Source organism: Sneathiella sp. HT1-7 (assembly GCF_020731145.1).
GTDB lineage: Bacteria > Pseudomonadota > Alphaproteobacteria > Sneathiellales > Sneathiellaceae > Sneathiella.
The window spans coordinates 213,962-231,160 of the sequence record NZ_JAJFZN010000004.1 but is presented as its reverse complement, the minus strand read 5'-3'; the positions used below and the strand labels follow the sequence as shown (position 1 = coordinate 231,160).

At 48.6% G+C, this 17,199-nt stretch carries 18 protein-coding genes and 1 tRNA gene; 9 read left to right on the top strand and 10 right to left on the bottom strand.

Features of this window, described 5'->3' with window-relative positions; genetic code table 11:
* Nucleotides 1-12 precede the first annotated feature (12 nt).
* The 3 genes from LKE13_RS14670 to hflX all read left to right on the top strand — a co-directional run bounded on the left by LKE13_RS14670 (nt 13) and on the right by hflX (nt 2,675).
* Nucleotides 13-870, top strand: coding sequence for a D-amino-acid transaminase (locus LKE13_RS14670; protein WP_227952139.1), 858 nt, complete (start codon nt 13-15; stop codon nt 868-870).
* Nucleotides 871-1,081: 211 nt separating this feature from the next.
* Complete coding sequence (hfq, locus tag LKE13_RS14665; protein ID WP_227952138.1) at nt 1,082-1,324, top strand: RNA chaperone Hfq; 243 nt, start codon at nt 1,082-1,084, stop codon at nt 1,322-1,324.
* A gap of 37 nt (nt 1,325-1,361) precedes the next feature.
* Entirely contained in the window at nt 1,362-2,675 is a 1,314-nt protein-coding gene (gene hflX / locus LKE13_RS14660) for a GTPase HflX (RefSeq protein ID WP_227952137.1), read from the top strand.
* Between the two features lie 10 nt (nt 2,676-2,685).
* Here hflX and mazG read toward each other — a convergent pair whose 3' ends face one another.
* Nucleotides 2,686-3,510, bottom strand: a complete 825-nt coding sequence (gene mazG, locus LKE13_RS14655; protein WP_227952136.1) for a nucleoside triphosphate pyrophosphohydrolase — start codon at nt 3,508-3,510, stop codon at nt 2,686-2,688.
* A 106-nt stretch (nt 3,511-3,616) separates the two neighbouring features.
* Here mazG and LKE13_RS14650 point away from each other — a divergent pair, with 106 nt between their 5' ends.
* Entirely contained in the window at nt 3,617-4,204 is a 588-nt protein-coding gene (locus tag LKE13_RS14650; RefSeq protein ID WP_227952135.1) for a regulatory protein RecX, read from the top strand.
* 217 nt (nt 4,205-4,421) lie between these two features.
* Here the strand turns inward: LKE13_RS14650 and LKE13_RS14645 are convergent, their stop codons facing one another.
* The 7 genes from LKE13_RS14645 to LKE13_RS14615 all read right to left on the bottom strand — a co-directional run bounded on the left by LKE13_RS14645 (nt 4,422) and on the right by LKE13_RS14615 (nt 11,029).
* Nucleotides 4,422-5,180, bottom strand: a complete 759-nt coding sequence (locus tag LKE13_RS14645; RefSeq protein WP_227952134.1) for an MBL fold metallo-hydrolase — start codon at nt 5,178-5,180, stop codon at nt 4,422-4,424.
* Entirely contained in the window at nt 5,180-5,965 is a 786-nt protein-coding gene (locus LKE13_RS14640) for a TatD family hydrolase (RefSeq protein WP_227952133.1), read from the bottom strand. The genes LKE13_RS14645 and LKE13_RS14640 overlap by 1 nt, the downstream gene beginning before the upstream one ends.
* Nucleotides 5,966-5,989: 24 nt before the next feature.
* Nucleotides 5,990-7,090, bottom strand: coding sequence for a DNA polymerase III subunit delta' (locus LKE13_RS14635; protein ID WP_227952132.1), 1,101 nt, complete (start codon nt 7,088-7,090; stop codon nt 5,990-5,992).
* Nucleotides 7,087-7,728: a dTMP kinase gene (gene tmk / locus LKE13_RS14630; RefSeq protein ID WP_227952131.1), complete on the bottom strand. Its 642-nt coding sequence runs from the start codon at nt 7,726-7,728 to the stop codon at nt 7,087-7,089. The genes LKE13_RS14635 and tmk overlap by 4 nt, the downstream gene beginning before the upstream one ends.
* 15 nt (nt 7,729-7,743) lie before the next feature.
* Entirely contained in the window at nt 7,744-8,907 is a 1,164-nt protein-coding gene (locus LKE13_RS14625) for a D-alanyl-D-alanine carboxypeptidase family protein (protein ID WP_227952130.1), read from the bottom strand.
* Between the two features lie 97 nt (nt 8,908-9,004).
* Complete coding sequence (locus tag LKE13_RS14620) at nt 9,005-10,006, bottom strand: septal ring lytic transglycosylase RlpA family protein (RefSeq protein WP_227952129.1); 1,002 nt, start codon at nt 10,004-10,006, stop codon at nt 9,005-9,007.
* Nucleotides 10,007-10,042: 36 nt separating this feature from the next.
* The gene (locus tag LKE13_RS14615; protein WP_227952128.1) at nt 10,043-11,029 is read right to left on the bottom strand and encodes a lytic transglycosylase domain-containing protein; all 987 of its coding nucleotides are present in this window, start codon (nt 11,027-11,029) and stop codon (nt 10,043-10,045) included.
* Nucleotides 11,030-11,255: 226 nt separating this feature from the next.
* Here LKE13_RS14615 and LKE13_RS14610 point away from each other — a divergent pair.
* From LKE13_RS14610 to LKE13_RS14590, 5 genes are all read left to right on the top strand, one after another.
* Nucleotides 11,256-11,345 (top strand) — tRNA-Ser (locus LKE13_RS14610).
* Nucleotides 11,346-11,689: 344 nt separating this feature from the next.
* Complete coding sequence (locus tag LKE13_RS14605) at nt 11,690-13,015, top strand: site-specific integrase (protein WP_227952127.1); 1,326 nt, start codon at nt 11,690-11,692, stop codon at nt 13,013-13,015.
* Nucleotides 13,006-13,299, top strand: a complete 294-nt coding sequence (locus tag LKE13_RS14600; protein WP_227952126.1) for a hypothetical protein — start codon at nt 13,006-13,008, stop codon at nt 13,297-13,299. The genes LKE13_RS14605 and LKE13_RS14600 overlap by 10 nt, the downstream gene beginning before the upstream one ends.
* A 5-nt stretch (nt 13,300-13,304) precedes the next feature.
* Nucleotides 13,305-14,012 (top strand): hypothetical protein, encoded by a 708-nt coding sequence (locus tag LKE13_RS14595; RefSeq protein WP_227952125.1) that lies wholly within the window; start codon nt 13,305-13,307, stop codon nt 14,010-14,012.
* Nucleotides 14,009-15,520: a hypothetical protein gene (locus LKE13_RS14590; RefSeq protein WP_227952124.1), complete on the top strand. Its 1,512-nt coding sequence runs from the start codon at nt 14,009-14,011 to the stop codon at nt 15,518-15,520. Before LKE13_RS14595 ends, LKE13_RS14590 begins: the two co-directional genes overlap by 4 nt.
* 289 nt (nt 15,521-15,809) lie before the next feature.
* Here LKE13_RS14590 and LKE13_RS14585 read toward each other — a convergent pair whose 3' ends face one another.
* Entirely contained in the window at nt 15,810-16,244 is a 435-nt protein-coding gene (locus LKE13_RS14585; RefSeq protein ID WP_227952123.1) for a hypothetical protein, read from the bottom strand.
* A gap of 348 nt (nt 16,245-16,592) precedes the next feature.
* Entirely contained in the window at nt 16,593-17,141 is a 549-nt protein-coding gene (locus LKE13_RS14580; RefSeq protein ID WP_227952122.1) for a recombinase family protein, read from the bottom strand.
* Between the last annotated feature and the right edge of the window lie 58 nt (nt 17,142-17,199).

Here is a 17,199-nt window from a genome sequence, read left to right as displayed (position 1 = left end):
AATAGGAAAGCCATGTCCAGAATCGCTTATGTAAACGGTCAGTATCTCCCGCATCGCGACGCCAGCGTCCATATCGAGGATCGCGGCTATCAATTTGCCGATGGGGTTTACGAGGTAGTGACCATTGTCGGAGGGCGGATGATCGATGAAGCGGGACATTTGGACCGATTGGAGCGGAGCCTGAATGAATTGAGGATGGATCTTCCTATGAAGCGGGAACCGCTCAAATTTGTAATGCGGGAAGTGATCCGCCAGAACGGTATTCGCGACGGTATTATTTATATCCAGGTTACGCGCGGTGTCGCTCCGCGCGACCATCCTTTTCCGAAAGACACCCCGTCTTCGCTGGTGATGACAGCCAAGAGATTGTCGATGGAAAGGGCGGCCAAAACGGCAGAGCAGGGGATTAGCGTGATAACCGTGCCGGATATTCGCTGGGCTCGTCGGGATATTAAGTCTGTCTCTCTGCTCCCTAATGTTCTGGCCAAGCAGGAGGCCAAGGACAAAGGCGCCTATGAGGCGTTTCAGGTCGATGAAGATGGCATGGTGACGGAGGGCAGCTCAACCAACGCCTGGATCGTAAGTCAGGAGGGGAAAATCATCACCCGACCGACGAGCAATTCCATTCTTGCTGGTATTACACGGGCATCACTTATCAAGGAACTGGATAAAAACGGAATCGAACTTGAACTGCGGAGTTTTACCGTCGATGAGCTGCATTCCGCCCGGGAAGTATTTCTAACTAGCAGCACGTCATATGTTCTTCCAGTTGTAAAAGTAGATGATCAAGTGATCGGAAATGGCCATCCGGGCCTCATTTCACAAAAACTAAGGACGATATACGAAAATTTTATGTCTGAAGATGCCTAGTATTTCCCAAATAATACTGTTGAAACTGTGCTTTTTGTACCAGAGTCGTTATTTGTTGCAATTTGGGCGTTATAATGCTTGTGTTTAAGAGGAGAAATCCTTATGTCAGGGAAACTTTTTTGCCTTTTATTTAAAAACGCGATCAGAACGACCCTGTCTAGGGTGGCAAAAGGCAAAATGAATAGATTTGACAGACGAGAGATAATTCAAGATGGGCGCTGAGAAGTCACAGAATGTACAAGATGTTTTCCTGAACAAGGTACGCAAGGATAAAATTCCGGTAACCGTGTTTCTGGTTAATGGTGTAAAGCTTCAGGGTTCTATCAGCTGGTTTGATAATTTCAGCGTATTGCTGCGGCGTGATGGCCATGAACAGCTTGTCTACAAACATGCTATTTCGACAGTAATGCCTGCCGGACCAATTCAGCTTTTTGATCCAAACGCAGAAAACTGATCTTTTAATATCTCCATGCGCCCCCTATATCCAACTCATGGAAATTAATTCGGAACGCGACAGCCTGCGTTCAGGGGAAACGGCGCTTGTCCTGCACCCTTATATAAAGACAAAGACACAAAGCAAGCTTCGGGATCCGCAAGGGTGCCTTGAAGAGGCTGTGTCTTTGACGGCTGCCATATCCCTCGATGTGGTGCACTCGGAAATCATCACCCTGTCCAAGGCAAAACCCGGAACGCTTTTCGGTGAAGGAAAAATTGCCGAGCTTGCCGCATATATCAAAAACGCTGAAATTGATGTGGTTATTATCGACGGGCCGGTGACTCCCGTGCAGCAGCGCAATCTGGAACGCCGCTGGCATGTGAAAATTGTCGACCGGACCGGGCTAATCCTCGAAATATTTGGCGAAAGGGCTCAGACCCGCGAGGGATCGTTGCAAGTAGAGCTTGCCCATCTTAGTTATCAGCGCACCCGTTTGGTGCGGTCCTGGACCCATCTGGAACGACAGCGTGGTTCCCTGAGCTTTATCGGTGGTCCGGGTGAATCCCAGCTTGAAATCGACCGGCGCCTGATCGACGAGCGGATCACCAAGATCAAGAGACAACTCAATTCCGTTGTCCAGACCCGTGAACTGCACCGCGCCAAGCGTAAAAAGGTTCCTTATCCCATCGTTGCTCTTGTCGGCTATACCAATGCCGGAAAATCAACGCTGTTTAACCGCATGACGGAATCGGATGTATTTGCGGAGGATTTACTTTTCGCCACCCTTGATCCAACAATGAGAAAGATTACCCTGCCCGGCGGGCAACCGGTGATTCTTTCTGACACAGTGGGATTCATCTCCGATTTGCCGACAGAGCTTGTGGCGGCATTTCGTGCGACTTTGGAAGAGGTGCTGGAGGCGGACCTGATTGTCCATGTGCGAGATATTACCCATATTGACACGGGCGCTCAGCGGCAGGATGTACTTGATGTATTGGAGAGGCTCGGCGTTGATACGGATGATACGGGCAGCTATCTGGAAATTCTGAACAAGATCGACATTCTGGACGAAGACGCGCGTGAGAAACTTTTCAACAGTGTCGCGCGAGAGGAAGGGCAGGTTGCCATTTCCGCCGTGACAGGTGAGGGAACCCCAGCTTTCCTCGCGCTTATTGAAGAGAAGCTGACAGCGAAGCAGAAAATAATGGAGCTTGATATCCCAGCCGAAGACGGGGCGACGCTCTCCTGGATCTACCGACATGGGACAGTGCTTGAACGAGCGGACAGGGATGACAAAGTGCATATCGAAGCGAAGTTTTCGCCGGAAAATCTGGGCAGGTTAGAGAAAATTCTTAAAGATCAGGCTTAATGATCTGGTTTTATTGATTTAATTTGTCCTCCGAACGAATTTCATTCCAGACGCTATCCAATTCCTCAAGGCTGCATTCTTCTAGTATTTTTCCTTTATTTTCAATCCGTTGTTCAACAAATTGAAAGCGTCGTATAAATTTTCGATTTGCGGCTCTCAGGACGGTTTCCGGCTCAAGATCGAGATGTCGTCCCAGATTGGCGAGCACAAAAAGCAGATCGCCATATTCCTCGGCAATACGGTCATGGCCGCCGTTCGTGTCGATCTCCGTCCGAAGTTCGCCGAGTTCTTCTTCGATTTTATCAAATACCGGCGCAATGGAAGGCCAGTCGAAACCAACGCGTGCCGCGCGCTTCTGTAGCTTTACGGCGCGGGTCAGGGCGGGTAGGGCCTTGGCAACGCCATCAAGGGCAGAAGGGGCTTTATTGGAGTTTTTTCCTTTCTCCGCCCGCTCCTGCGCCTTTGTTTCTTCCCAGGCCGTCGTTTGCGCTTCTGCTGTCGCGATATCGGCATTGCCGAATACATGGGGGTGGCGGCGGATCATCTTTTCCGATATGGCGGCAATCACGTCGTTGAAGTCAAAATCACCGGCCTCCTTTGCCATTTGCGCATAAAACACCACCTGAAACATTAAATCGCCAAGTTCATCTTTCAACTCAGTCATATCGTTTTTTGCAATAGCCTCCGCAACCTCATAGGCTTCCTCGATTGTGTGGGGGGCGATGGTTTCGAAATTCTGTTCCAAGTCCCACGGACACCCTCCATCCGGATTGCGTAATTTAGACATAATATCAAGGAGTTGGTCGATCGGGGTGGATGCCTTATTTTCGGACATGCAGAGTCTTTCGCGCTAAAACTTCAAGAGAAGTGAAGTTTAAAGGATTTCCTTTGGCTCTGGCCATAAGTAACATGCGAAAACTGACGAAATAATCGAGTTTTGGATGACTGAAGAGAAAAAGGCGAAAGAAAAACGTCCCCGAAAGCCGGTTGAACCGACGCCGAAATGGTTGCGGGATCAGGCGCTCCGCTATTTGAACCGATTTCCGGCGACAAGCCATAAAATGGCACGGCATCTGCGGAATAAAGCCGCGCCGCAGTTGGAGCATTTTGATCTGTCGGAGGAAAAACTGACAGAGGATATTGCGAAGGTCGTCGCGGATATGATCAAGGCCGGCTTTATCAATGATGCTGAATTTGCCGCTAGCAAGGCACGGATAATGGCACGGGAGGGGCGGTCAATTGCCCAGATCGGCCTCAAATTGCAGGAGATGGCGTTTTCGGACGCCGATCAGGCGCGGGCGCTCGATGCGCTTGGAGATAACAGGAACGAGCTCGATAGACGGGCCGCAGCGCGGTTTGTGAAACGAAGGCGGTTCGGGCCGTATAAATCGGAAGAGACACGGGGCGAGCGCCGTAACAAGGAACTGGCATCACTTGCACGACAGGGATTTTCTTTTGATGTCGCGACGCTGGTGATTGATGCCGAGAGCGTTGATGTTATAGAAACCATTATCTATGGCGAAGAATAACTGCGTGCCATTTAAATAATTCTCTGAAGAGGGCGGCGGAATGCAGTATTTATCCAAATATCAATTTTACGCATAATATATATTATGGAAAATATTGGATAGGGATAAATGGGGCTCCTACAGGCCGGGGGGCTTTTAAGGCCCCATTTTGAGGGGGTTCGTCGATACAAGGGAGCGTCTCGTACGCTGAGCGCGCTGAAAATAAGGGTATGTTTTCTTATACAGAGATCACCATGCCGTCATAGGCTGGCTCGACACCGTCAGGCAATTCCTTGATCAATGTTTGGTAATCCAGATCCACATGCATATTCGTTAAGATTGCGCGCCGTGGTTTCAGGCGCTCAATCCATTCAAGCGCTGTTTCAAGATTTACATGCGTTGGATGCGGCGTATAGCGCATCGCATCGACGATCCATGTATCAACGCCATTAAGGATTTCAAATCCTCGATCATCAAGATTAACAAGATCATTTGAATAGCCGATGGCACCCATGCGAAAGCCAAGACTTGTGATACTGCCGTGATCCTGATCGAACGGAATAAAGTCGATGTCGCCGATACTGAACGGCCCGTTAATATAATGCTCCTGCAATATGGCGGGATATGGATTTTTGCCTTCTTGCCGGAAGCAATAATCAAATCGTGTCATCAGGATATCGAGTGTCTTCTGGTCACTCCAAACGTTAACGCGTTCGCGGTTGCGAATAGCGAGTACACGAAGCTCGTCGATCCCGTGGCACTGATCGGCATGCTCATGGGTCCAGACAACGCCGTCAAGTTTACCAATATCCGCATCGAGAAGTTGCTCACGGATATCCGGTGATGTGTCGATCAGAACAGTTGTGTCTTTTTCCTTGACCAGAATGGAACAGCGACGGCGGCGATTTTTAGGCTCATTTGGATCGCAGGCACCCCAATCATTTCCGATGCGAGGCACCCCGCCGGAGGTGCCGCAACCTAATATTGTCACTTCCATTAAAGTTTCCGCTCTATCTTATTGAAAAGGTTAAAGAAATTTTCAGTCGTGATGGCGGCGAGCTGATCCGGGTCGAGCCCCTTTAGTTCTGCGACTTTCGCCGCCGTATGGGCAACGAAGGATGGTTCATTCGTCTTGCCACGTTTGGGAACCGGTGCAAGATACGGGCTATCCGTTTCGACCAATAATTTCTCGACAGGTATGTTGCGAACATGACCACGGAGTTCATCCGCGGGTTTGAAGGTCACTATCCCGGAAATGGAGATATAAAACCCAATTTCCATAGATTTCTCTGCGACTTCCCAGCCTGAGCTAAAGCAATGGATAACCCCTGTGAAAGGCCCCTTCTCGTACTCTTCGTGCAAAATGTTAACGGTATCCGCATCGGCATCGCGCGTATGCACAATGATTGGCAGGCCGGTTTCGCGTGCGGCTTCGATATGCAGTCGGAAGGATTTTTTCTGGAGTTCCCGCGGAGCATGTTCATAGAAATAATCAAGGCCCGTTTCGCCTATTCCGACAACTTTCGGATGCGATGCCAGCTCGATCAACTTCGCTGCCGTGACCTCATCGCCTTCGCTTTCGGCCTCATGCGGATGCACACCGACGGAACAATGGATATCGTCATACCGCTCGGCAATGGCGCGCACCGCTTCAAACTCACGCAGCTTCGTGCCGATGGTCAGCATATGGCCGACCCCGACCTCCCTCGCCCGTGCAACGACATCGTCAAGCTGGCTGGAGAGCTGTTCAAAATTTAAATGGCAATGGCTATCGACTAACATCAACTATCCGCACCGTTTTTGGTTTTATCTGCCCATGCGTTCTACATTTAAAAACAGGTTGAGCACAACCTGTTTGCGGTCGAGATTGATTGAATCCGCTCTTTTGATCAACTCATTCCCTTTTTCCCAAAGCTGCGCCCAGTCAGAGGGAGAATGGCGGGAGATCATCTGTTTCATGATTTCCGCTTCGCCAGCTATAAGATTATTGCCCGCAAAATCCTCACTGGCGGCACGCACAAGACGGGTCAGCCACCAGGGATAAATCTCGCACACACTCCGGTATCTGGTCTCTCCATCTTTCAGGCCGCTTTTATCTGCAAGGGCATGTAGTTTTTCGGCATCAAGACGGGGATATTCCTTAAAGATATCGAGAAGAGCAGTAAAGATTTCAAGCCCTCCTGCCTCCAGCAGACGAAGTGCCTTTCCAGGACTTCCTTCCGAGAGGGTCAGTAGCATATCAAGTTGTTCCGGCGACAGTGTCTCACAATGCGGCGCCAGAACTTTTCTCATATTGGCGTCATCCAGCGGACGCAGTGCGAGCTGACGGCAGCGAGACCGGATAGTCGGGAGCAGCCCCGCCGGTGTGTGCGAAAGTAACAGGAACAGAGTTTTCTTCGGCGGTTCTTCCAGTGTTTTCAAAATTGCATTGGCCGCACTTGGGTTCATATCATCCACGGAATCAACGATAACAATCCGCCAACTCCCTTCGGAGGCGGTGAGCTGGAAAAACGGGCTCAGGGTGCGCACATCATCGACACGGATCGCGGTATAGAATTTCTTTCCCTTGGTATCATACTGCCGCCGGAGCACTGCAAGGCCCGGGTGCGATCCTGCATGCATCAACGCAAGCGCCGGATCGTCCTCTGGCACGTCGAGGGTCTCGGGCGGGCCAAACAGCCCCCCACCTCCGCCTGCTTGCTGACTTAAGAGAAACTTTGCCGCGCGATAGGCGAAGGTGGCCTTGCCGACGCCCCTCGCACCGGTGATCAGCCATGCGTGATGAAAGCGCCCACTCATGAAATTATCGAGAAAGCGCTCCTCTGCCTCTTCATGACCAATAAGATGAGTAGTATCCCGCGGGTGGGGATAACCATCGAGTTTGTCAGATTGCGGTAAGTCAGTCACGACAACAGACGCGCTGTTAGGATATCGCGAAGTTCCTGCTGGATGTCTTCGACGGAACGCGTCGCATCAATAAGGACGCAACGATCCGGGTTTTGCCGTGCAATATTTTGAAATCCATCGCGGAGGCGTTCGTGAAACGCAAGATCCATCTTCTCAAAACGATCCTCGTTATGAGTTCGCCCCATGGTGCGTTGAAGCCCCTCCTCCACAGGCAGGGAAAAAATGAATGTTAGGTCCGGCTTAAAATCCCCAACAGCGAAATCATGGATTTTCTGCACGGCTTCTTCGCCCAACTGATTGCCATATCCCTGATAGGCCATGGTGGAATCCGCGAAGCGGTCGGATATAACCCAGCGGCCTTCGTCAAGGGCTGGCCAGATTGTGAGGCGCAAATGATTTCTGCGGGAGGCATAGAAAAGTAGCGTTTCTCCAATGGCGTCCCATCTGTCTGGTTCTCCCGTCAGAATAAGCTCCCGGATTTCGTCCGCGCCCGGGGCACCGCCCGGTTCTCGTGTGAGTAGGGTGTCGATCTCTTTTTCTTGTAGAAATTCGGCGAGAAGACGGCTTTGCGTGGATTTGCCGCTTCCGTCCCCTCCTTCAAGCGTGATGAATTTTCCTGGCCGCTTTTGCGTTTGCATCCTGCTTGCTTCGACCTAGTTTGAGGACGGGCCGAAAACAAGATACTCAACCGCCGACGTCAGACGCTTGATTGCGCCGGGGCGGGTCACATCCTCTGTCGCAATCAGTGGAACCGTTATCGTTTCAATTTCGGGGCCTTCAACGACAAGCTGGGCCACAGGTGTTCCCTTGATAATCGGTGCCGGGATCGGCTCGTTATACACGACTTTGACCGTCATGGATTTCCGTTCCGCCCGTGAGAGAGTGACAGTCAAATCAGATTCCACAGTGAGTGGAACTGTATCTTCGTTCCCGAGCCAGACCCGCGCATTATCGACAATATCGCCAGTTTTGAAGAGAGCGTAGTTATTGAATTCGCGAAAGGCCCATTCCATCAGCCGTTCGGATTCTCTGCTGCGCGCCTTGGCATTTTCAAGCCCATTCACAACAACAACAATACGTCGCCCGTCCCGTTCCGCCGATCCAACAAGGCCGTAGCCGGATTCTTCGGTATGGCCGGTTTTGAGGCCGTCAGATCCATTGTTTTTATATAAAAGCGGATTGCGGTTGCCCTGTTTGATCTCGCTGAAAGTGAAGTCTTTTTCGGCAAAAATCGGATAGTATTCCGGGAAATCCTGAATGATATGCTTTGCCAGCAAACCAAGTTCACGCGCTGTCATCTTGTGGTTCGGATCCGGCCAGCCGGTCGCGTTCCGGAAGGTGCTTTTTTCAAGACCAAGCTCCCGCGCCCTGGATGTCATGGCCTCCGCAAAGCCCTCCTCGGATCCGCCAAGCCCTTCGGCAACCACGATACAGGCGTCATTTCCGGACTGAACGATAATCCCGCGCAGTAAATCACTAACGGCAACCCGTGTATCCACCTCGACAAACATCTTTGAGCCGCCCTTTTTCCAGGCTTTCTCACTAACGGGCAGTGTATCATCAAGCTTGAGAGAGCCTTCTTTCAGGCGCTCAAATACCATTGTCACCGTCATCAGTTTGCTCATGGAGGCTGGCGGCATCAACTCATCAGCATTTTTCTCAAGGAGTACCGCGCCCGTGTTCAAATCAAAGACGAATGCTTCCCGCGCCGGGGTCTCAATGCTTTGGGCTAAAGTGCTGCCTGCAAAGAGCGTCAGGCATAGGAAAAGGGCGGAGAAAAATCCTGTTGGTGAGGTCCTGTGTGTCATCGCACTCATGCTTTCAGTTTGTCTTATTCTTATCGCTGGCTCGGCAGGGAGCATTCGATAAACGAATTTATGTCCTAATGCGGTAATTTGACCAGTTTATGGCCGCTTACTCGATAATAATCCGGGCATCCGTATGACCGGTATTAATTAGATTTTCCAGAACCTGGTCCGCCCTGGCAATGTCCTGAACGGGACCTACACGGACACGATAAAAATCCTGACCGTTTACCAGAACTTGACTGACCTTCGTCGGCCCCATCGTTGAAAGCCGCGCGCTCAAAACATTGGCGTTGTTATAATCGACAAACGCGCCGGCCTGAATAAAAATCTCACTTTCAGTGATGGGAGCGGCACTCACAATAGGTGACGGAGCGCTGTAAGCAGAGGCCGACGCGAGTTGAGTTTCGGTTGTTGGCTTTGCTGGCGCCGGAAGTGTTTCCAGTTTTGGCAGTGGTGCCGCCTTGATATTTGGCGGCGGCGCAAGGGTGCCTGAAACTATCTTGGCCTGAGGCGCAGCGGCAACGTTATTTTTCTCACTCACAGGGGTTGTTGGCTTGGCGATAATAGACTGATCCAGGTCGCCGCCTCCGTTAATGACCTGAACGCGGACCTTTGCAGTCCCCTTCTCCACCATCCCAAGAAGCTGCGCCCCGCGGTATGACATATCAATGATGCGCGAATGGGCAAACGGGCCGCGGTCATTGACCGTGACGATTATGGAGCGCCCATTTTCAAGGTTCGTTACTCGTACATCCGTTGGCAGGGGCAGCGTTTTATGGGCAGCGGTGAGTTTATGCATGTCGTAGACCGCACCGTTGGCGGTCTTGCGACCGTGGAACGGCTCCCCGTACCAGGAGGCAATGCCGGTTTCGTCATAGCCGTTATCCACCTTTGGGTAATACCAGACGCCTGCGACTTCATAGGGGCTGCCAAGCTTGGGCACGCCACGATCAATACCTTTGTTGTCGACGGTAGAACTGTTTTTGTCATGGGAGGCATGATATTTTTTTGCCCCATAGCTGAGCAGATTAACCTCGGAGCAGCCGCCGATCAGTAGTGTTGTTGCAAGAATGGTCAGAATTCCGGCGTTGGGGAATAATTTTCTCATGTTACTGACACCTTTTACGCTACGCTTAACAAACATTTACCCGTCTCCGATCAGATCAGCGAGCTGGCCGACGGACATCGCAAAATAAGTTGACCTGTTCCATTTCAGGATTGTCCGGTAATTATTATAAACTAGAAAGGTCTGCCCGTTCCCACCCTTGGGCTGTACCAGTGACCCAACAAGCTGGCGAGACGGGAGCGGGCTGCCGTCGGCCTTGGTCACGCCGAGAGTTTCCCACTCATCCATGGGTTTGGCGATTTTTAAATCGACTAGGGAGAGGTCAAAGTCTTTTGGTAACCGGACCTCCCTGCCCCATGTCTGGTCATACTTCCACCCTGACTGCGACAGATAATTGGCGGCAGAGGCAAAGACATCGGCCTTTGTTGTCCAGATATCGCGACGGCCGTCTTCATCATGGTCAACAGCGAAATTGACGAAGCTAGACGGCATGAACTGGGACTGTCCCATTGCCCCGGCCCAAGAGCCTTTCATATCTGCAAGGGCAATATGATTTTCATCAAGAATTTTGAGCGCAAGCAGCAACTCTTTTCTGAAATAGGCGGCACGGCGATTATCATAGGCCAATGTTGTAAGCGCATCGATCACGCTGAAGCCGCCAGTATACTTGCCATAGCGGGTTTCGACCCCCCAAAGCGCAACAATAAAGCGGGGCTGTACACCGAATTTACGACCCACCTCTTCTAGCAGGGCGCGGTTTTGGTTAAGCATGGCCTTGCCGGAATCAACGAGAGATTTTGGCAGGCGTTGCGCCATATATTCCTGAAAAGTCTGGACGGTTTCGGGCTGCTTGCGGTCCAGCTTGACGACTTTCTCGATCAGCTTGACGTTGGCGAAAGCCTCATCAATTGTTGCCTGGCTGATGCCGTTTTCCCGCGCTTCAGCCTTCAACTTGGGCAGCCATTGGTCGAACGGTTCTTGCGCCGCAAAGCTCGGTGTTGAAATAGCAACTAAGAAAATGCCGACCAAAGAGAAAATAAAATTACGCGCCGATTTCTTTACCATTGGAACTCCGATTTACTGATCTCTCCTTTTTTGCCACAAATTCTGCGGATTCGCAACGGCTTCAGGCGGAAAAGGCTTGATTATTGCCGCTCTTTATTCACGCTCAGAGATAAAGCGGATTTTAAAATCAAATATATTGACAGCACCCGGCTGGAACTTTAAACGATCAGGACTATTCGCAACCGTAAGGGGCCATAGTATTGGCGCCGCACCGAATTTGCGATACGGAGGGTTGGCAGAGCGGTTGAATGCACTGGTCTTGAAAACCAGCAAGGGTGCAAGCCCTTCCGGGGTTCGAATCCCCGACCCTCCGCCATTTGCTTTAAAATCAATGCATTAGATACCTAGTTTTGATGGTGGCACATTGAAGTGAGCCATTTATCCATGCATATATCTACCTACCTGATGCTTTCCAGACACAACGTCTTCTATTTCCGTTGGCCTATTCCTAAGGCCCTCCATCCTTACAATAAATGCACGCATATTAGAGTGTCTCTGGATACGAGAGATAATCGCCTTGCCATGCAATTGTCACGGTGGTTATCATACTGGGCTGATGAATTGCTGAGTAGCGTTGCCAATAAAAATATGAAATATCACGAAATAAGAACCCTGCTTAAGTCGCATTTCGCAAGCCTCCTAGAGCAACGGAAGTCGTCTATGGCTGATAAAGGACGCCTGAGCGGGCTCGAGCTAAACGTCCTAAGATCGAGTATTTTAACATCCGACGCACCAGAAATATTCAACCATACGGCTAACGACGAAAAGCCGCCTGTGGATCGTCTGATCGCCCTGTATGGGCTTCCCGTCTCTCAAGGCAGTGATACCTATAAAACTATGGAAACGGAGTTCAGGAGCTCTTACAAAGCTTATTGCCAACATGTTCTTGACTATGACAAGTCGATGGAAGAATACGACCTCTCAAGCGCTGCTGAGCCTTCCCGCTCACCATCCTCAAGCGAAGGTATGGACACCCCTCTCAGTGAGCTTGTCAGGCGGTTTGTGGAAGAGAGAGTAAGGGGCGACAATTGGACAAAAAAGTCAGAGAAGGAATATCGGGCAATCTTTAATTTGCTGCTTGCCATTTTGGGTACTGACATCGCCTGTACTGCTATTAACTCCAAGAGTGCCCAGAAGGTGAAGAGCACTTTGCAGCAGGTGCCCAAGAACATTAATTCGAACCCGAAGACTAGGGGGCTTACGTTTGAAGATGCTATCACGGTTGTGGGTGTAGAACGGATGCATGTGAAAACAATTAATAAACATCTCAATGCATGCCACGGCTTATTCAAGTGGGCTGAAAAGAACGGGTATGTCTCTAAGAACGTATTTACCGGCCTTACCATCAAGCTCAAGAAATCAGGTGATGGGGAACGGACAGCATTCTCTAAGGATCAGATTGGCAAAATACTCAGTGCGATCCTGAAAGATGAAACCAGCGCAATTAAGAAAGAATATCAAAGATGGGGACCCCTCATTGCTATCTATTCAGGGGCACGCCTCAACGAGATTGCACAGTTGCAACTTGGTGATGTCAGACAAGTAGATGGTCTTTGGTGCTTTGATATTAATGAGAAAGCTGATGGGGTAAGGCTCAAGACTTCATCTGCAACACGCCTAATCCCCATCCATTCTGAGTTGCTTGAACTCGGCTTCTTAGAGCATGTCGAAAGGTTAATGAAGGCAGGTAAGCAAAGGTTGCTGCATGAGCTATCCCTTAGTCAAGGAACCGGATACGGGCGCAATCTCAGCCGGTGGTTTAATGGTCCGTTCTTGAAGGCTGTGGACATGAGTGGCCAAGGCTTGGTGTTTCATAGCTTTCGCCACACGATGGTCACGAACTTGCTTCAATCCGGCGTCGCTGAGCCTCTCGTCAAGGCTATCGTAGGGCACGCTCAAGAAGGCGTAACGCAACAAGTATATTTTGGTGATGGCTATACGGTTGCCCAAAAGAAGTCAGCATTGGAGATGTTAAAATGGAAGTGATGGGTTGGATAGTCGTATTGATAATCGGTGGGTATTTTTTCTTTAAAAAAAACACTGAGAGAGGGCAGCGGTTTGTTCGCGCATATGCATTCTTAGTGCAGATTGATGATGGCGGTAATGTTGATGAAGCAAATCGTATTGCTGCAAATGTTTTCTCTAAACACTCAAATCCAGACAGTGATAGTAGAACTATTGGATTGGCGCGGTCTTATGCCGCCGCAGTTCACGGCGGAAAGCAGTTGTCAGTGATAACTGAGGCTCAAGCTAAGGGATTTAAAGGATAATCAGCATGTGGCCTTTTAGCGGAATAATAAATACATACAAAAAAAGCGAAGCTGCTGTAGTTGTGCAAAAGTTGCTTGAAATACAAGCTAATGCAGGCCTGTTTGATAAAGACTGTGGAGCATATGCGGGTGTACTCGTTGATGCAATATGGTCTGCAAAGCCAGCGATCTTCAACGGAAGTTTTGGACAACGTCCATTCAAGCTTACAGTCGCTGCTACAGCTTTAGCCAACGGCCTATCTCATATTTCAGGCCATACATCTCAAGTAAGGTCTGATACATCGACTAGAGATGCTCTTGTTCTCTCGCTTGGAAATATATTCCTTGAGATAGAGACTAATGGACAGTTGTACCCTCTGAATAGTCTAGACCATCAATTGCTAGAATCAGCAATGGCGACTTACATTGAGATTTCTGAGGAGGTGACGAACACCTCTGGTGCCGAAGAAATAATTGAGGCAGTTTCTGTTGCTAAGCAAAATGAAAACGCTATTGAACCTAAGCAAGATATTGACCTTAATTTCGAGGAGTACAAAAAAAGGTACTTTGAAGAAGTTAAGCGACAAGACCCTGACAGCGTGGTTGAAGGAATGCACTGGTTGGAGTTCGCAGATGAAGAAGGTACGAAGAGGGCTTACGGCGATGGTGTGGACCCAAAGAAACTGGCTGAAATAGTCCTAAGTAGCACCAAAATTACGGATATAAACGGATGATTAAGGACGAGCAGCTAAGAGAAGAAGCTATGGCTGCGGCTAACTATGATGACCAGTCACGTAAAATAAATCAACCGTCTCGATCTATCTTTTGGTCGCGTGATATTGCGTCACCTTTATTTGAGATAGTTCTCCAAAATATATGTAATGAGATTGAGGGCAAAGAGGAACGCTCCAGAAAACGTTCTATAAGAGCGCATCATGGTTTTACTCGCATGGTAAAGGCTCTGGTGCTTGACCTATATGTAGCCCGAAAGTCAAATAAGCGAATGCAGCTTGGGTTGCCGTTAAACAAGAATGAGTACAGCCCTACTAACAACTACCACAGGATGGTCAGTTTTTATCAGTCAGTGGCTCTTTCCTATGTGCATGTCCAGTCAGCCTATAAAGGACTAGAAGCTTGCGGATATTTAAGAACAGAAAAGAAAGGGCATTTCGACAAGGAGAAGGGTAAAGGTAAGCGGACCCGCATTAGAGCAACTCAGAAACTGATGTCGGCACTGGAAGAGCAGGCCCATATTACTCTGTGGCAGATACGGCAATTAGAAGGGTGCAACAATATTATTCTCAAGGATGAAAATAAAGATATCATTCCTTACGAGCATAATAGTCAAACAACGAAAATGTCGGAAAATTTAGAACGTATCAATAGGCACCTATCAACTTTTTGGATTGATTTATATTTGAAAGATACAGAGTTTGAAGCCTTGAGGCGGCACGTTTGGAACAGGCATTTGGAAGATGAAGAAGCCCTGCCGTCAATAGATGTTAGTGCGCGTACGCTGAGACGGATCTTTAACAATAGCAGTTGGAACGAAGGTGGCCGTTTTTATGGCGCATGGTGGCTAGGAATTCCCAAAGAATACAGGAAATACATTCATATCAATGGTAAGCAAACAGTAGAACTCGATTACTCAGGAATGCATCCGGCTTTGGTGTATGCAGAGGTTGGCGTTACCCCTCCCCTAGATCCATATGATATGGGTTTGGAAAATGTTGTCCGTGATGTTAAGAAAGTTGCCTTTAATTCGCTGGTGAATGCTTCTAACAAGAATATCAAACAGCACAGCGACTTTAACGAGATGGACGCCGGTTGCTCATGGCAAGAACTATTGGAAGCTATCATAGATGCGCACTCTCCTATTAGGGAGTATTTTGGCTCCGGGTTTGGTTTGCAATTACAGAAAAAGGACGCTGATATAGCAGAAAAAGTCATGCTTAGATTTGCTGACATGCAATATGCGTGTCTACCAGTGCATGATAGCTTTCTTGTGCACCATGCTTTAGCTGACGAGCTTAGGGAATATATGGAACACTACTATATGGAGGTTGCCGGAGCTATGGCCAAGGTAGACGGCAAGTCGATCCTCACCTATGACGCACCTGTAGAGCATAAATTTGTAGATATGGGCAATGTTGAGGAAATGTTATCTGGAGGTGAATATAGAGAATATACAAATAGGCAATATCAGTGGTATTCATATATAGACAACATGAACATTACATAGATTTTTTTGTAATAATACATACAAACTATACTTGAATAAACTTACAGATAGCTATTAATATAAGTAATATTATTCTATATACCATATATTCATTAGTAATTTATTATATACCATATATTTCCCACTCGTTACTAAGTCGATTAAGAAATAAATTTCATAAAATCAATAGCTTATATTTATCGATTGCAGACAAAACAGATACGCTGCTGTTGTCAGACTGCAAGGATGAGCCTCCCTCCATAGGGGATGGTTATTATGTCTGGGCGCAATAGAAGGTCAGCAGCTTTTCTCATTTTTGCAGCGGGCCAAGATAAGGTTGGTATTTTCCTTGATATGCCCTGCTCACAACGAAGCACATTGATTCAATCAGATATGGATTCCTAGAGTGCCATCTATCGTACCCTATCGGATATTCTACAATAATCTCGCCGACTGAAGTCGTGCGGGCTATGACGGACTGAACTATCTCCGCTGTCCCTTCTATAAGTTCGACCCTTATGCTTTCGCATTCTTTAGAGAAGACTACATGTGGAGGGAAGGACGTTTTGGGAAGAAATATATAGCCTTCCTCAATAGTGTAGACTTCTCCATATTTCGTGCTTCCGATCCATTTATGGTCTTCTCCATATTGAATGTCTGTAACAGTAAATTTGACCTTCCCGTGAATGAATGCCTGACCGTAATCTCCTGCTGGATAGGCATCCTTTGCAGGATAAATCGACAATCTGGCGTCCTGATATCGCCCTACACACCGCCCAAGGCTCTGATTGTAATCGTTTGGTTCACACAAGGGGTTGTCCCATCGGTATTGACCATAGGAGCTAAATCCATCGGCATTGAATGCCTTTTGCGCCTGTGTAATATCTTTGCTGTCCAAATTAGATTGGGCTGATGCGATTGACGACAGCATCATAAGAAGTGCCGTGAAGCACGAGCTAAAAATTCTTTGTCGATGTCCCATTAGTTGGTCTTCTCTTGTTAATTGAGTAACTGCAATACCATGTTATCAAGGTTAGTTTATGGCGACGAATTATAACTTTGCGATTGCCACCGATCAGGTGAGTGAAGCAGACTAAGGCTTCTTAAGAATACGATAAACAGACGCTCTGCCTATCCCAAGGTCTTTAGCTATAGCTGTGGCGCTGGCGCCTTGTGCCTTTAACTCCAGTACCTTGTCGGTCTTTGCTCGAGCTGTAGCTTTTCTTCCCTTATACTTCCCCTCCCCTTTGGCCTTAGCTATGCCTTCACGTTGCCGCTCCAGCATGATTTGCCGCTCGAATTGCGAGACGGCTCCTAGGAGGTTTAAGACGAGCTCGCCAGTGGCATTGCTTGTATCAACCCCAAGGTTTAAAATTTGGAGGTGAGCGCCCTTATTTCTGATGGTCTCTACAATCTCCCCTAAATGCCGCATAGAGCGTGCTAGGCGGTCCAATTTCGTCACGACTAGGGTGTCACCTTCTCGGAGGAAATCAAGGGCCTGTGAGAGCTCCTGACGCTGTTCTACAGACGATACTTGCTCCTTGTATATCTTTTGACAATTCTGATTTCCGAGCTCATCAATTTGGGCTTCAAAACCCGCGACCTGTTCAAGTGTCGATGTTCTCGCGTAGCCAACCTTCATAATCTGATATCCTTGTATGTATCAATAGATATAAGATTATGTGAGAATATAGTCTCAT

Coding starts and splice junctions, on each gene's coding strand:
- LKE13_RS14670 (WP_227952139.1), top strand. CDS start 13: ATGTCCAGAATCGCTTATGTAAACGGTCAGTATCTCCCGCATCGCGAC.
- hfq (WP_227952138.1), top strand. CDS start 1,082: ATGGGCGCTGAGAAGTCACAGAATGTACAAGATGTTTTCCTGAACAAG.
- hflX (WP_227952137.1), top strand. CDS start 1,362: ATGGAAATTAATTCGGAACGCGACAGCCTGCGTTCAGGGGAAACGGCG.
- mazG (WP_227952136.1), bottom strand. CDS start 3,510: ATGTCCGAAAATAAGGCATCCACCCCGATCGACCAACTCCTTGATATT.
- LKE13_RS14650 (WP_227952135.1), top strand. CDS start 3,617: ATGACTGAAGAGAAAAAGGCGAAAGAAAAACGTCCCCGAAAGCCGGTT.
- LKE13_RS14645 (WP_227952134.1), bottom strand. CDS start 5,180: ATGGAAGTGACAATATTAGGTTGCGGCACCTCCGGCGGGGTGCCTCGC.
- LKE13_RS14640 (WP_227952133.1), bottom strand. CDS start 5,965: ATGTTAGTCGATAGCCATTGCCATTTAAATTTTGAACAGCTCTCCAGC.
- tmk (WP_227952131.1), bottom strand. CDS start 7,728: ATGCAAACGCAAAAGCGGCCAGGAAAATTCATCACGCTTGAAGGAGGG.
- LKE13_RS14625 (WP_227952130.1), bottom strand. CDS start 8,907: ATGAGTGCGATGACACACAGGACCTCACCAACAGGATTTTTCTCCGCC.
- LKE13_RS14620 (WP_227952129.1), bottom strand. CDS start 10,006: ATGAGAAAATTATTCCCCAACGCCGGAATTCTGACCATTCTTGCAACA.
- LKE13_RS14615 (WP_227952128.1), bottom strand. CDS start 11,029: ATGGTAAAGAAATCGGCGCGTAATTTTATTTTCTCTTTGGTCGGCATT.
- LKE13_RS14605 (WP_227952127.1), top strand. CDS start 11,690: ATGGCTGATAAAGGACGCCTGAGCGGGCTCGAGCTAAACGTCCTAAGA.
- LKE13_RS14600 (WP_227952126.1), top strand. CDS start 13,006: ATGGAAGTGATGGGTTGGATAGTCGTATTGATAATCGGTGGGTATTTT.
- LKE13_RS14595 (WP_227952125.1), top strand. CDS start 13,305: ATGTGGCCTTTTAGCGGAATAATAAATACATACAAAAAAAGCGAAGCT.
- LKE13_RS14590 (WP_227952124.1), top strand. CDS start 14,009: ATGATTAAGGACGAGCAGCTAAGAGAAGAAGCTATGGCTGCGGCTAAC.
- LKE13_RS14580 (WP_227952122.1), bottom strand. CDS start 17,141: ATGAAGGTTGGCTACGCGAGAACATCGACACTTGAACAGGTCGCGGGT.